This is a genomic window from Planktotalea sp. (genome assembly GCF_050633725.1).
GTDB lineage: Bacteria > Pseudomonadota > Alphaproteobacteria > Rhodobacterales > Rhodobacteraceae > Planktotalea.
The window spans coordinates 68,295-81,793 of the sequence record NZ_JBOEHB010000009.1; the positions used below are offsets into that span (position 1 = coordinate 68,295).

The 13,499-nt window shown below is 54.4% G+C and carries 14 protein-coding genes; 5 read left to right on the forward strand and 9 right to left on the reverse strand.

Annotation, left to right across the window (positions count from 1 at the left end; translation table 11 throughout):
- Positions 1-6: 6 nt before the first annotated feature.
- Positions 7-1,929 carry a glycosyltransferase gene (locus ACRBCU_RS09380; protein ID WP_431365122.1) on the forward strand — a complete coding sequence of 641 codons (1,923 nt, stop codon included), beginning with the start codon at positions 7-9 and terminating at the stop codon, positions 1,927-1,929.
- Here ACRBCU_RS09380 and ACRBCU_RS09385 read toward each other — a convergent pair.
- Positions 1,875-2,516, reverse strand: coding sequence for a GntR family transcriptional regulator (locus ACRBCU_RS09385; protein ID WP_431365123.1), 642 nt, complete (start codon positions 2,514-2,516; stop codon positions 1,875-1,877). The genes ACRBCU_RS09380 and ACRBCU_RS09385 overlap by 55 nt on opposite strands.
- 96 nt (positions 2,517-2,612) lie before the next feature.
- Between ACRBCU_RS09385 and ACRBCU_RS09390 the strand changes: the two genes are divergently transcribed.
- Positions 2,613-3,257, forward strand: coding sequence for a pyrimidine 5'-nucleotidase (locus ACRBCU_RS09390; protein WP_431365124.1), 645 nt, complete (start codon positions 2,613-2,615; stop codon positions 3,255-3,257).
- 68 nt (positions 3,258-3,325) lie between these two features.
- Entirely contained in the window at positions 3,326-4,519 is a 1,194-nt protein-coding gene (locus ACRBCU_RS09395; RefSeq protein ID WP_431365125.1) for a UbiH/UbiF family hydroxylase, read from the forward strand.
- Between the two features lie 36 nt (positions 4,520-4,555).
- On the opposite strand, the gene ACRBCU_RS09400 is transcribed toward ACRBCU_RS09395, so the two are convergent.
- From ACRBCU_RS09400 to ACRBCU_RS09410, 3 genes are all read right to left on the reverse strand, one after another.
- Positions 4,556-5,683, reverse strand: a complete 1,128-nt coding sequence (locus tag ACRBCU_RS09400) for an aminotransferase class V-fold PLP-dependent enzyme (RefSeq protein ID WP_431365126.1) — start codon at positions 5,681-5,683, stop codon at positions 4,556-4,558.
- A 77-nt stretch (positions 5,684-5,760) separates the two neighbouring features.
- The gene (locus ACRBCU_RS09405; RefSeq protein ID WP_431365127.1) at positions 5,761-6,219 is read right to left on the reverse strand and encodes an Lrp/AsnC family transcriptional regulator; all 459 of its coding nucleotides are present in this window, start codon (positions 6,217-6,219) and stop codon (positions 5,761-5,763) included.
- Positions 6,216-6,671, reverse strand: coding sequence for an Lrp/AsnC family transcriptional regulator (locus tag ACRBCU_RS09410; protein ID WP_431365128.1), 456 nt, complete (start codon positions 6,669-6,671; stop codon positions 6,216-6,218). The genes ACRBCU_RS09405 and ACRBCU_RS09410 overlap by 4 nt, the downstream gene beginning before the upstream one ends.
- Positions 6,672-6,808: 137 nt before the next feature.
- On the opposite strand from ACRBCU_RS09410, the gene ilvC reads away from it, so the two are divergent.
- Both ilvC and ACRBCU_RS09420 read left to right on the forward strand, forming a co-directional pair.
- Positions 6,809-7,831, forward strand: coding sequence for a ketol-acid reductoisomerase (ilvC, locus tag ACRBCU_RS09415; protein WP_431365129.1), 1,023 nt, complete (start codon positions 6,809-6,811; stop codon positions 7,829-7,831).
- A 129-nt stretch (positions 7,832-7,960) separates the two neighbouring features.
- Positions 7,961-8,839 (forward strand): DMT family transporter, encoded by an 879-nt coding sequence (locus ACRBCU_RS09420; RefSeq protein WP_431365130.1) that lies wholly within the window; start codon positions 7,961-7,963, stop codon positions 8,837-8,839.
- On the opposite strand, the gene ACRBCU_RS09425 is transcribed toward ACRBCU_RS09420, so the two are convergent.
- From ACRBCU_RS09425 to ACRBCU_RS09445, 5 genes are all read right to left on the reverse strand, one after another.
- The gene (locus ACRBCU_RS09425) at positions 8,836-9,330 is read right to left on the reverse strand and encodes a hypothetical protein (RefSeq protein WP_431365131.1); all 495 of its coding nucleotides are present in this window, start codon (positions 9,328-9,330) and stop codon (positions 8,836-8,838) included. The genes ACRBCU_RS09420 and ACRBCU_RS09425 overlap by 4 nt on opposite strands.
- Positions 9,331-9,395: 65 nt before the next feature.
- A complete protein-coding gene (glmM, locus tag ACRBCU_RS09430) occupies positions 9,396-10,745 on the reverse strand; it encodes a phosphoglucosamine mutase (protein WP_431365132.1) in 1,350 nt (449 codons plus the stop codon).
- Positions 10,742-11,755 (reverse strand): dihydropteroate synthase, encoded by a 1,014-nt coding sequence (gene folP / locus ACRBCU_RS09435; protein WP_431365133.1) that lies wholly within the window; start codon positions 11,753-11,755, stop codon positions 10,742-10,744. The genes glmM and folP overlap by 4 nt, the downstream gene beginning before the upstream one ends.
- Positions 11,756-11,795: 40 nt before the next feature.
- Positions 11,796-12,716: a dihydroneopterin aldolase gene (locus ACRBCU_RS09440; RefSeq protein WP_431365134.1), complete on the reverse strand. Its 921-nt coding sequence runs from the start codon at positions 12,714-12,716 to the stop codon at positions 11,796-11,798.
- 90 nt (positions 12,717-12,806) lie between these two features.
- Positions 12,807-13,439: a cell wall hydrolase gene (locus ACRBCU_RS09445; RefSeq protein ID WP_431365135.1), complete on the reverse strand. Its 633-nt coding sequence runs from the start codon at positions 13,437-13,439 to the stop codon at positions 12,807-12,809.
- Positions 13,440-13,499 lie beyond the last annotated feature (60 nt).

Genomic DNA, 13,499 nt, shown 5'->3' on the forward strand with positions numbered 1-13,499 from the left:
GATCTAATGCCGCGTATCGCGACGCAAAATTACCCGCCATTACGTCACAAATCCAAAAGCCCCTTTGGCAGGCTTTTGGTCGATCGAGGTCTCATTCGCTCATCCGATGTTTTGGCCGCTTTGGGACGTCAAAGCGCCAGTGATGCCCATCTTGGTCAGATCCTGCTTGCCCGAAATCTGATTACTGAAACTCAGCTCTACCAAACCTTGGCATTGCAATATGGTGCCACCTATTTAGATGCAGAAGCCGTGCCCGCCGATCCTAAGCTTGTGCAGCAGCTTGAGCCCCAAGAGGCATTGCGCCTACAGGCCGTTCCTTGGGCCCGAAACGGGCCTGAAACCCTAATTGCGACCAGCTTGCCTGCCGAGTTTGAAAACACCTGCGCGGCACTCCCGCCCCATTTGCTGCCAGCGACGATGGTTGTCGTGAATAAATCTACCATTGAAGCCGTCGTCTGCGCTTCCGGCAGCGACGTCTTGGCTCAAAGAGCAGAAGTCTCTGTGCCAGAGGATTTGAGCTGTCGAAATTTACCAAATCAAATCAAAACGCTACTTGCGGCTGTCATCCCCCTAGCGCTTATCGCTTTGGCCCTGAACTGGTTCGCGCTTTCTGACCTCTATCGCGCCCTTTTCTTCTTTGCGGTGTCTATGGTCTGCGTCGGGATTGTAATCAAAACAACCGCAGCCTTTCTCCAGCTGGCTTCCAAAACACCGCTGTTTGCAAGGGCAAAGTCCCCCCCGAACAAGTTGCCCAATGTTAGTCTTTTGATCCCGTTGCACGACGAGAGCGATATTCTGGATGCATTGCTACATAGGATTGGCCGACTGACCTATCCCAAAGCGCTTCTCGATGTTTTGGTGATTGTCGAACAAAACGACACCCGAACGCGCGCGCATCTTGAAACCAAAGAACTTCCCTCTTGGATGCGTGTCTTGGTTGTTCCGCCGGGACGAATTACGACCAAGCCCCGCGCGCTCAACTACGCTTTGCCGTTCTGCCGAGGCGACATAATCGGCATCTACGACGCAGAAGACGCGCCCCATCCTGATCAAATTTCCGACGTGGTTTCCGCGTTTCATGCGCTCCCTCATTCGACAGCTTGCATTCAGGCCATCCTCGATTTCTATAACGCCCGCGCCAATGCGCTATCGCGGTTCTTTGCGATAGAATACGCGACTTGGTTTCGGCTTGTTTTGCCGGGCGTTGCGCGTATGGGGTTTGCGATCCCCCTTGGTGGAACAAGCGTGTTCTTTCGCACCAAAATTCTGAAAGAACTGCATGGTTGGGATGCGCATAACGTCACTGAAGATGCGGATTTGGGCATTCGACTGGCCCGCGCTGGGTATCGAACCGCCCTGATTGATTCAGTTACGATGGAAGAGGCAAACAACGCTCCGTGGCCTTGGATTAAACAAAGGTCTCGCTGGCTTAAAGGATATTTGATCACCTACTTCACCCATATGCGCCGACCAGTTCGATTGTTATTTGAACTTGGCATGTGGAAGTTTCTTGGCTTCCAAGCCTTTTTCCTCTCCTCCATAAGCCAATACTTACTTGCGCCGCTCATTTGGTCTTGCATGCTACTCTATCTCGGCGCGCCGCATTGGATGGCCTCTGCGCTACCAGTATCGCTCTTGGCCACGCTTATGGTCGGCTTTATTGCGATGTGGTGTGCAAGCACGATAGTCTACATCATCGCAGTTTCAGGCAAAACGCACCGTCACTTGATCCCTTGGTCTATCTGTATGAGCGTTTACATGTCTCTCGGAACGCTTGCGATTTACAAAGGCGCATGGGAGCTCTTAACTCGACCCTTTTATTGGGAAAAAACCTCGCACGGCCACAGTAGCAAAAATTCCAATCAAAAAGACGTTCACGCGCCGCCAGAATCCAGTTTAAGCCGCGTCACGAAGGCCACCGAGATATGACTGCGTAGCGCGTTTTGCGCAGCGTCTTCATCGCGGTGTGCAATCGCCTGAACAATGGCCTGATGCTCATCCATCGCAACCTCTCCGCGCCCATCAGCAGCGAGCGACGTCGTTGCCATTAGCGCCATCGAGCGATGCACTAGATCAAGTTGCCGCACGAGAAACCGGTTATGAGACGCGAGGTGAATTTGCTTATGAAACCGCCTGTTTGCTCGGGATAACGCATTTGGATCGTCAATGATTTTGCGGTCATCTTCGACCATGTCTTGCAAAACACGCACTTCTTCCTCGGTCGCATGGCGCGCAGCAAGGCGAGCCGCCAGCCCTTCTAGCTCGGCGCGCACGACATATAGCTCGGACATTTGGTTGTGACTAAGGGAGGCGACGATCAAAGAGCGTCCGTCGCGCGTCAGCAGGTTTTGCGTCTCCAGACGTTGCAAGGCTTCGCGAATAGGCGTGCGCGAGACACCAAAGCGGTCCGCAAGATCGCTTTCAACCAAACGATCACCAGGCTTAAAAACACCGACGTCAATCGCTTCCAGAATAAGGGAATAGGCATCCGTTTGGCCTGCCCGCACTTGACCCATGTTAAATACCTCGCCTTCGTTTGCGCGAGACTATGCGTAAGGCCTATAGCAATCAACCTATTGTCGCTGTTGCTTTATCCCGTTAGCGTCCCACGCATGCCAAAGACTGATTTTTCTCACGTGACCACTTGGGTGTTCGATCTAGATAACACCCTTTATCCGCCTCATATGCGTTTATTCGATCAGATCGAGGTGCGCATGACCGCTTACGTGATGGACGCCCTTGGCGTTGACAAAGAACGGGCTGACTATCTTCGCGGGCACTATTGGCGAACCCATGGCACGACGCTGGCAGGGCTAATGCGCGAACACGATGTTGATCCAACGCCTTACCTTACGGATGTGCATGACATTGATTTCACTGTTCTTTCGCCCGATCCCGATCTGCGCTGCGCGGTAAATGCGCTGCCCGGGCGAAAAATCGTTTATACCAACGGATCGGCACCCTATGCCGAAAACGTGTTGGACGCACGAGGATTGGCCGGACTTTTCGATGCGATTTACGGCGTGGAACATGCAGATTTCCACCCTAAACCAGACGCCGCTGCCTTCGAAATGGTTTTCGCAAAAGACGGTGTTACGCCTCACAAGGCTGCTATGTTTGAAGATGATCCTCGAAATTTGGCTGTGCCCCATGCATTGGGCATGCGCACGGTCCACATTGCCGAAGAACCGCTTGATCTGGATCACATCCACCATCACACAGATGATCTAACTGCATTTCTGCGTTCACTTCGTTAGCTTGCGGCGATTTGCCTATAGCGGCGCGGTCGCATCAGCCTATCTCTTAGGTAACAGTGGAGAAAGTCATGGATCACGACATCATCGTTTCAGGCGGCGGCATTGCTGGCCTTACCGCAAGCGCGGCTTTTGCTAGCGCCGGCTTTGATGTTCTTTGTGTCGATCCTGCTCCGCCCATAACCGCGCGCGATGCAAAGGGTGCGGATCAGCGCAGCACTGCATTTTTGCAACCCGCACGACAATTTTTGATCGACATCGGCCTATGGGACAGACTTGCCCCGTTTGCGGCTCCTTTGCAAATCATGCGGATTATTGATGCGGGCGGCCCCGAAGCCGAAGCGCGCATGTCCAAAGAATTTGACGCCTCAGATATCTCCGAACTGCCCTTTGGGTGGAACCTGCCCAACTGGCTATTGCGCCGGGAAATGTCCGCGCATTTAGAAGATCTGCCAAATGTCACTTATCGAACTGGCGTTGGTGCAAATACCCTTTTCACGCGCACGACAGAGGCGCGCGTCGGACTAAGTGACGGCACCCGCGCCCGTGCGCATTTGATTATTGCCGCTGACGGACGCGGCTCGCCGATGCGGGAAGCGGCAGGAATAAACGTGAAAACAACGCGTTATGGGCAAAAGGCCTTGGCCTTCTCGGTGACCCATGAGTTGCCGCATGAGAACGTTTCCACAGAAATTCATCGCACTGGCGGGCCGTTCACATTGGTACCTTTGCCAGACTTTGAGGGCAAACCAAGCTCCGCGATTGTCTGGATGGAGGAAGGCCCGAAGGCCAAAGCACTGGCTGAGATGAGTGTCCCTACGTTTGAAGAGGCAATGAACACCCGTTCGTGCGACGTGCTTGGACACCTCACGCTCAACTCAGCGCGCGCTGTCTGGCCGATTATTTCACAACATGCAGAGCAACTTAGCGGTGAACGAATTGCGCTTGTGGCCGAAGCAGCGCATGTGATCCCGCCGATTGGAGCGCAAGGGCTCAACATGTCCTTAAACGATCTGCGCGCGCTGCTTGATCTTGCAGTTGCGCGCCCCGAAGGCTTGGGCGACGCTACGATGCTCGATGCTTATCACAAGGCTCGTATCGGCGACATTCGGATGCGCGTGGCAGGGGTTACGATGCTCAACCGCACCTCTATGCTGAGCGCTCCGCCACTGCGCGACGCACGCGCCGCGGGTCTGAATGCGCTCTATTCTTTTGCACCGCTGCGCAAGTCTATCATGCAGATGGGCCTTGGTGCCAAGGGATAAGTAAGGTGCGTGAAACCACGCACCTTACGGGCCGTCTCAGAGGACTTGATCGAGAACTTTGCTCAAGCGTGCGACTGTGCCGTCCACATCATAAAGCTTGTCGAGACCAAAGAGCCCAAGGCGGAACGTGCGGAAATCATCGGGCTCATCGCAGGCCAGCGGAACACCCGCTGCGATCTGCATACCAAGGGCCGCGAACTTGCTGCCGTTCTGGATCGCGGGATCGTCCGTGTAGCTGACCACGACGCCAGGAGCACCGAACCCATCGGCCGCGACAGAAGTAATCCCCTTGCCTTTCAGATAGTTGCGCACCGCATCGCCTAACTGCCATTGCGCCGCTTGCAGCTTGTCGAAACCATATTCTTTCGTCTCAAGCATCGTATCGCGGAACGCGCGCAGCGCATCGGTCGGCATCGTCGCGTGATAGGCATGGCCACCGTTTTCATAGGCCTGCATGATCTGATACCATTTCTTCAGATCAATCGCGAAGCTGTCTGATGTGGTTTCTTCCAAGCGTGCCAGCGCGCGCTCTGACATCATTACAAGACCCGCAGACGGGGAAGCGGACCAACCCTTTTGCGGCGCTGAGATCAACACATCAACGCCGCTCGCTTTCATATCCACCCAAGCGCAGCCCGATGCAATGCAATCGAGGACCATCAACGCGCCAACCTCGTGCGCGGCGGCTGCCATGGCGGTCACATAGTCATCGGGCAGGATCACGCCCGCGGATGTTTCCACATGCGGTGCAAACACGATCTGCGGTTTCTCATCGCGGATCGTTGCGACGACCTCTTCAATCGGCGCAGGCGCAAAGGGCGCGCGCGTGTCGTTGCCCGTTTGGCGCGCTTTCATCACTGTGCAGCTCTCGGTGAAACCGCCCGCCTCGAAAATCTGAGACCAGCGGTAGGAGAACCACCCGTTGCGCACGACCAGCGCGTGGGAACCACGCGCGAACTGGCGCGCGACGGCTTCCATGCCGTAAGACCCGCCGCCAGGGATAAGGGCGACACCGTCCGCTTTGTAGACGTCCTTAAGCATTGAGGAGATATCGTTCATCACCTTTTGGAACGCGCCGCTCATGTGATTGAGCGAGCGGTCAGTGAAAACGACCGAAAATTCTTCGAGACCGTTAGGGTCAATAGTGTCGAGCAATGCGGGCATGGGATTCTCCAAAACTAGGTTGCCTCTTTGCTATCGCTCCAAGGTGACATTGGCAAAGTCTACTTTCGCATACTGCCCTAACCCAGCGGACCGGGCCTGCGTTCTTCGCTCAAGAGCACGTTGGCTTCCACATCCCCTGCCCCGGGCAGCGTCATAATTCTACGCCGAAGAACCCGTTCGAAATCTGGAATATCGCGTGCAACCACGCGCAAGCGATAGTCATAAAGACCAAGCACATGCTCAATCGTTTGCACTTCAGGAATGGCGCTGGCCGCACGCTCGAAATCCTCTAAACTGACACGCCCTTTGGTCGCCAGCTTAACGCCCAGAAAAACGGTCACCCCAAAGCCCAGCTTTTCATGATCCAGTACCAAGCGCCGACCACGGATCGCGCCGCCGTCTTGCAAACGCTTCACCCGCCGCCACATCGCGGGTTGGGACATGTCGAAGCGCCGCCCCAATGCGCCTGCCCCAAGCGTTGCGTCTTTGGCCAACGCGCGCAGTATTTTGCGGTCGATCTCGTCAAGTTCGATCATAGCGGCAGGGTCTCGCCTTGTTTGATCCGCGCCACATGCATGAGCGCTTCGATATCCGCGATATGAGGCAGGCTGAGAATCTGTTCGCGGTAAATCTGCTGGTAGTGCGCCATATCGCGGGCGATCACAGAGAGGCGCACATCGACGCGGCCAAGGAAGGTCTGGATTTCAATTACATGGCGCACATCGCGCGCCGCCTCGATAAATTCATCGAACGCGCGCGTTTGGGTTTTGTCGAGCGTGATGCGCAAACTCACCTCTACCGCATAGCCAAGCGCCTGCCAGTCAATCACCGCTTGTTGGCCACCGAGCACGCCATTGGCCTGCATTTTCTCGATACGTCGATAGCAGGTCGCGGGCGTCAGATCACAGCGCGCAGCGAGTTCGGCATTTGGCAGCTCTGGCGCGGCTTGCATCTGGCGAAGTATGCGCCGATCTATGTCATCAAGCATGATTTTCACCGCTTTTCGAAAAATGAAGAATGAAAATATCCATCTGAGGTGAATATAGTCAAAATCAGAAAAGTTCAACGCAGGACATAGCGTAGTTTGCCCTCAATAGCTGATTCCAACCTAAAAGGACGAAACACATGCGCGTTTATTATGATCGTGATTGCGACGTTAACCTCATCAAAGAAGCCAAAGTTGCCATTCTTGGCTATGGCTCCCAAGGTCACGCGCACGCGTTGAACCTGCGCGACTCTGGCGCGAAGAACGTTGTTGTTGCGCTTCGCGATGGCTCCCCTTCCAAAGCAAAAGCTGAAGGCGAAGGCCTGAAAGTTATGGAAATCGCTGAAGCGGCGGCATGGGCGGACGTGATCATGTTCACAATGCCCGATGAGCTTCAGGCAGAGACATACAAGAAATACGTTCACGACAACATCCGTGATGGCGCAGCGATTGCGTTCGCTCACGGCCTCAACGTTCACTTCGGCCTGATCGAGCCAAAGCCAGGCGTAGACGTGATCATGATGGCGCCAAAAGGCCCAGGTCACACAGTACGCGGCGAATACACAAAAGGCGGCGGCGTGCCTTGCCTCGTTGCTGTAAACCAGAACGCATCCGGCAAAGCGCTTGAAATCGGTCTTTCCTACTGCTCCGCAATCGGTGGCGGTCGCTCAGGCATTATTGAGACAGACTTCCGCGAAGAGTGCGAAACAGACCTCTTCGGTGAGCAAGCGGTTCTTTGCGGCGGTATCGTTGAATTGATCCGCATGGGCTTTGAAACTCTTGTTGAAGCAGGTTACGAGCCTGAAATGGCGTACTTCGAGTGCTTGCACGAAACAAAGCTGATTGTTGACCTGATCTATGAAGGCGGCATCGCGAACATGGATTACTCCATCTCCAACACTGCTGAGTACGGTCAGTATGTTTCTGGTCCACGCATCTTGCCATACGACGAGACAAAAGCGCGTATGAAAGCGGTTCTGAGCGACATTCAGTCTGGCAAGTTCGTGCGTGACTTCATGCTCGAGAATGCTGTTGGCCAGCCAACAATCAAATCTTCTCGCCGTGCAAACGATGAGCACCAGATCGAAGTCGTCGGCGGCAAGCTGCGCGACATGATGCCTTGGATCTCTGCGGGCAAGATGGTCGATAAGTCTAAGAACTAATCGCAGGTATCTTTTAAAGTACCGATACAATACAAGGATTGACCTTGGCCTCGGCTGGGGTCATTCCATTTAGGCATGCGCCCATCACCTTCTCCAGAAAATCCCGGCCTAATAAACTGGCTCTTGATCATGTTCCTTGGAATCGTATGGGGCACAGCCTTTCTCAGCACCGCTATCGCGCTGGAAGGGATTGGACCTCGCGTGGTCGCTGCGGGTCGGATTGCCATTGCTGCGCTCGTGTTGAATGTTTTGGCCACAGCAATGGGACAACCGATCACCCGCATCTCAAAAGAAGCAGGTAAGCGCGGCGTCATTTTTGTTTGCGTCATCGGCACGATTGCACTGGCTCTGCCGCTATCGCTTTTGTCATGGGGCCAGCAGCATGTGCCCTCGGCATTCGCCGGAGTTGCAATGACAACGGTGCCAATCCTAGTGCTGCCGCTTGTTTATGTCTTTTCACCAGAAGAAGGGATCGGCCCGCGCCGCATCATCGGCATGGGAATCGGATTTGTCGGCTTGGCCATGCTCGTGGGCAAAGGGGCCTTCGCCCAAACTGGCAGCGATCTTGCCTTATGGGGGCGCCTTGCCTGCATCGGGTGCGCATGTGGATATGCGATAGGCTCAGTCCTCACACGCCGAGCCCCGAAAATGCCTCCGCTTGCCTTGGCCGCTGGCACGATGAGCATGGCGGCACTCATTGTTGTGCCATTTGCACTCTTGACCGAAGATTTGCCTGAAACATTTACATTGCGCCCCAGCCTTTCCCTGCTTTACGCAGCGCTCTTTCCAACCGCGCTCGGCGCGATCATCCGCGTGCGGGTGATCACCACCGCAGGTTCGCTGTTTATGAATATCACCAGCTACATGGTGCCGATCTGGTCTGTCATCTTTGGCATAACATTGCTTGGTGAAGAGCTTCCGCCACAGCTTTTTGCGGCGTTAGCTCTTGTTTTGCTAGGTATATTCATCAGCCAAAGCCGCCAGATCATGGCCGCGTTGCGCCGCTAGTACCGACCAATTTTGATGTTCTTTTCAGTCGCAATCACTTTACCAGCGGAATTCACAACCTTTATGTCGACGCTATAGGTATTTCCGCGCCCACCAGAACATGGTGGCAAATATCCTGCCGACTTATATCTTCCTGTTCCTCGAGCCGCTTTCATAACCTGCGCCCCATGTGGCAGTTTCGCAGACAAGCCAGGCACCGACTTCAACGTCGTCGTGCCTGCTTTGGCTGGCCAAGCGATTATGCCATGTCCGCCATTGCGTGACAGGGGTTGATAGCTCTTGTCATTGAATTCTGCGATGATCCAAGCCGCGCCAGCGGGAACGCCTGAAACCTGCATCGGAGGTGTACTGCCTTTGCCGCCAAACAAAGTGCATTGCTGCCCCTTCGGGACAGATTTCCCGTCCCAGGGCGAGCCAAGTGAAACCGAAATATCAGCGCTTGCGCCGCCCGCGATCAGTGCAAAAGCACCCGCCAAAAGAAAACGTGTCATACCAATTCCTTTCCTGAAAAAGCTTTTGGCAAAACGCTAAAACAATTTCTGATTGAAAGACAGGCCTATGATGCCGTCGCGCGTGCAACCTCGTCCACGATGCGATCAACGACGTTTTCAAGCAAGGCCGGATCTTCGCATTCCGCCATAACGCGGATCAAGGGCTCGGTCCCAGACTTGCGGATCAGCAAGCGGCCCTTACCGATCAATTCCTTTTCAGCGCCAGCGATCACGGACTGGACGCTTTCGACCTCTAGCGGGGCTTGGCCAAGCGAATAACGCACGTTCTTGAGCATCTGCGGAACAGGTTCAAATACGTTCATCAGCTCAGAGGCTTTGTGCCCAGTGCGGGCCATTTCCCCCAAGAACTGCAAACCCGCCATCAAACCGTCGCCTGTGGTCGCGTAGTCGGTCATCACGATATGGCCAGACTGCTCACCACCAAGGTTGAACCCGTTTTTGCGCATTTCCTCAACCACATAGCGATCGCCAACGCCTGTGCGCGCAAGGTTCAAACCCTTACTGTCCAAGTGCCGCTCCAAACCAAGGTTAGACATCACCGTCGCCACCAAAGTACCGCCCTTAAGGCGGCCTTCCTCGGCCCAGCGCCCTGCAATCATTCCCATGAATTGATCGCCATCAGCGACATTTCCGTGCTCGTCCAAAATGATGCAACGATCCGCATCCCCGTCAAGGCAAATCCCCACGTCCGCCCCATGGGCGATTACCGTTTCGGAGGCTGTCGTCGGCTGGGTGGAACCGCAATTCTCGTTAATATTATACCCGTTAGGCGACACGCCAACGGGTATCACTTCCGCGCCAAGCTCCCACAGAACCTCTGGGGCAGCGCGATAAGCGGCACCATTGGCGCAATCAATTACAACCTTCATACCGTCCAGAGACAGATTGCTGGGAAAGGCGGCTTTTACCCGTTCGTTATAGCGATAGCGGCCATCATAGATGTGGCGCGTGCGGCCAATTTTTGTCGGCTCCGCAAGATCGACCCCGCTCTCGACCAATGCTTCTATTTCCATTTCCGCTTCATCAGAAAGTTTAAATCCGTCCGGGCCGAAAAACTTGATACCATTGTCATGATGCGGATTGTGGCTCGCCGAGATCATCACCCCGAGGTCCGCGCGCATTGATGGTGTAAGCATTCCAATTGCAGGTGTTGGCACAGGCCCCATAAGGAAAACACTCATCCCCGTAGAGGTCAGACCCGCAGTCAAAGCGCTCTCAAGCATATAACCAGAGCGGCGCGTATCCTTGCCAATCACCACGCGGTGGACATTGGCTTTGTTGCGTTTGAAATATACGCCAGCAGCGGCTCCAATTCGAAGCGCCATTTCTGCGGTCATCGGATAGGAATTCGCTGTGCCTCGCACACCATCAGTGCCGAATAATTTCCTGCTCATGATCCAACTCCAGTCGTTGATGCCTGCCAAAGTGCGAGCGCTTGTCTTGTTTCTGCAACGTCATGCACGCGCACAATTTGCACGCCTTGTGCCACCGCCGCAAGGGCAACTGCAACAGAACCAGGCGCGCGATCTGCGGCCTTTGGTGCCTGCCCGATATCTCGGATAAATCCTTTGCGCGACGCGCCAAGTAAAATCGGGCAACCCAGCCCATGAAACAGCGATAGTCCGCGAATAAGCGCCAGATTGTGTGCTTGCGTCTTTCCAAACCCTAGCCCCGGATCCACTATGATCTGCTCGCGTCGAACACCAAATCCAACGGCCAAATCTATTTGCCGTGCAAGAAAGTCATAAACGTCGAGCAAAACATCTTCATAGTGCGGCGCGAGCTGCATTGTTTCGGGTAGCCCTTGCGCGTGCATCAAACAAACCGGCGCAGAGGTCGTTGCACAAAACGGTCCAAGATCGGGATCAAATTCAAATCCAGACACATCATTGATGAAATTTGCCCCAGCTTCCAAGGCCGCATGGGCAACCCGCGCTTTGCGCGTATCGATGGACAGAGGGATACTTAACTTTCGTCTGATCGCTTCGATCACAGGCACCGTACGCGCGATCTCGGCTTCAAAGGGAACTTCGAGCGCGCCGGGACGTGTGCTTTCGCCGCCAATGTCCAAAAGATCTGCGCCCGCTGCCACCATTTCGTTCGCGACCCGAAGCGCGTTGGCCGGGCTAGAGTGCTGCCCCCCATCGGAAAAACTATCAGGCGTCACATTGAGAATACCCATGATAACAGGCTGATCGAAGCGAAGACCTTCGATGGGCTTGCGAGCACCGCAAACAATCTTGCGCCAGTCTTCTGGAGTATCATCGAGCGACAAAATACGCGCGGATTGACCACGCGCGAGATGCTCAACATGGGTAAACCAGCAATCCGTGCCAGCGATGCCAAGCGCCTCATCAGGACGGGCATCGCCAGTTTGTGCCAATGGACGGAAATAGTCAGTCATCATTCTATCCAATCAACGAAACATATTTTCAGGAAAACCATCAAAGGTTCTCTTGCTCAAGACGAATGGCGTGAACGGGCATTCGGGCATCTCTAGGTGCCTCAGATCCGATTACCCATAAAGCTCGCGCACCCAGCTCAAAAGCCAGCCACTCCGAGAGCAAAACAGCATCGCCGATGCGATCCAATGGGCCACCAACCCCATCAAGCACAAGTTTGGATGGTGCCCACACGCAGGTTTGGCCATTTTTCATCGACCAATCGAGCTCGGTTCGTGTGCCAACAACAGCGCAGGATGGCTGGCGCGCGGCTAATGCCCATGCTGCCTGCTCGATAGCGAGCAATGCAATTCGGCGCTCCGCCATAGTTTCACATGACACCGCAGCTCCATCAGATTTTGCAGAAACACATAGAACAAGGGGGGCACCCTGTGCGGTTAACTGTTCAAGCCAGCTAGACAGATACTCAGACTTTGCAGCTTCATCGCTAAGGAAAACACAGTTGGGTGCGCTCGCGATGTCGCTATCGGGCGCTTGCTCGACCTCCTGCGCCGCGCGCATGATTTCAACGCCAAGCGCCCCGCCCCCACGATCGAGCTTTTCAATTCGAATGAACACCCGCTCAGCTTGCGGCTCGATCAAGATGCGATCGGCAATCCGTTCGGCCAAGGTCTCAAGCAGATTCAACCGCTCCGCTGCAAGCTCAATGTCAATCGCTTCTGTCACGCGATCATAGGATAAGATCAAATCAACATCATCACGCAGATCTTCACTAATCTGGCGCACTTCAACGACGATGTTAAATTTCAACCGTTGCGTGATCTCACGTTCTAGCTGAAACGCACCTATTTCTACTGAAACAATATGATCACGCAGTGAAATACGATCCAGCATAGGATCAGTGGCGCTCGCTAAAGATCGCTCTTCAGGATGCGCAAAGGCGAGAGAAATTTCACTGCTCAAGAAAGGCGCTCCGCATATCAACAAGATCTAACAAAGACCTTTTCGCCGTTTGGTTTTGGCGCAGGCAAACAGCGCATTCAAGGGGAGTGTCTATTTCTTACTCAGACGCGTGGGCTCTCGGTAGAAATGATGCACGCCAATCGTGGCTGTGCGCGGGAAAACACGGCTCCACTTAGGGCTAACGGCTTTGGTATGGTAATGCGTCGCCCCTTTGGTCAGCGGCTTTGGCATATCCGTCAGCATCAACTTGGCAATCTTGCGCAATCGCACGTAGGCCGCCTTCTCATTGATAACCTCTTTGCGCCCGTCACAGGTGTAGGTGAACTGGCAGGCAAATTTGCGTCCTGTTCCTTGATTGATAACGGCGCACACATTGTCAGGATACCGTTTGCTCGCAACGCGGTTCATGATGACTTCGGCGACAGCGAATTGACCTTTGACCGTTTCGCCGCGTGCTTCAAAATAAAGCGCTTCAGACAAGCACGTCAGATGCTTTCCGCCCGTGGCGGCGGGAAGTCCGTCTAGAAAGCTACGCGTATATTCGATTTCTCCAGCGTGCCCGGAGCTTACTCTGCGAAACAACGCATCGACACGGGCAGTCGACAGTTTGGACAAGACCGCTTCTTCTTTGCGGATCATCGTTGACAACTCACCCAAAACCGCATCCGCGGAGGCAGGCAAGGCCATTGTCATGGCGAAAAATGTCAAAACGAAAGCGCGCATTATCAATCACAAGCATTGTTCAAATCTCGCGCTTGATACCACTAAATGCGTAAAAATCCA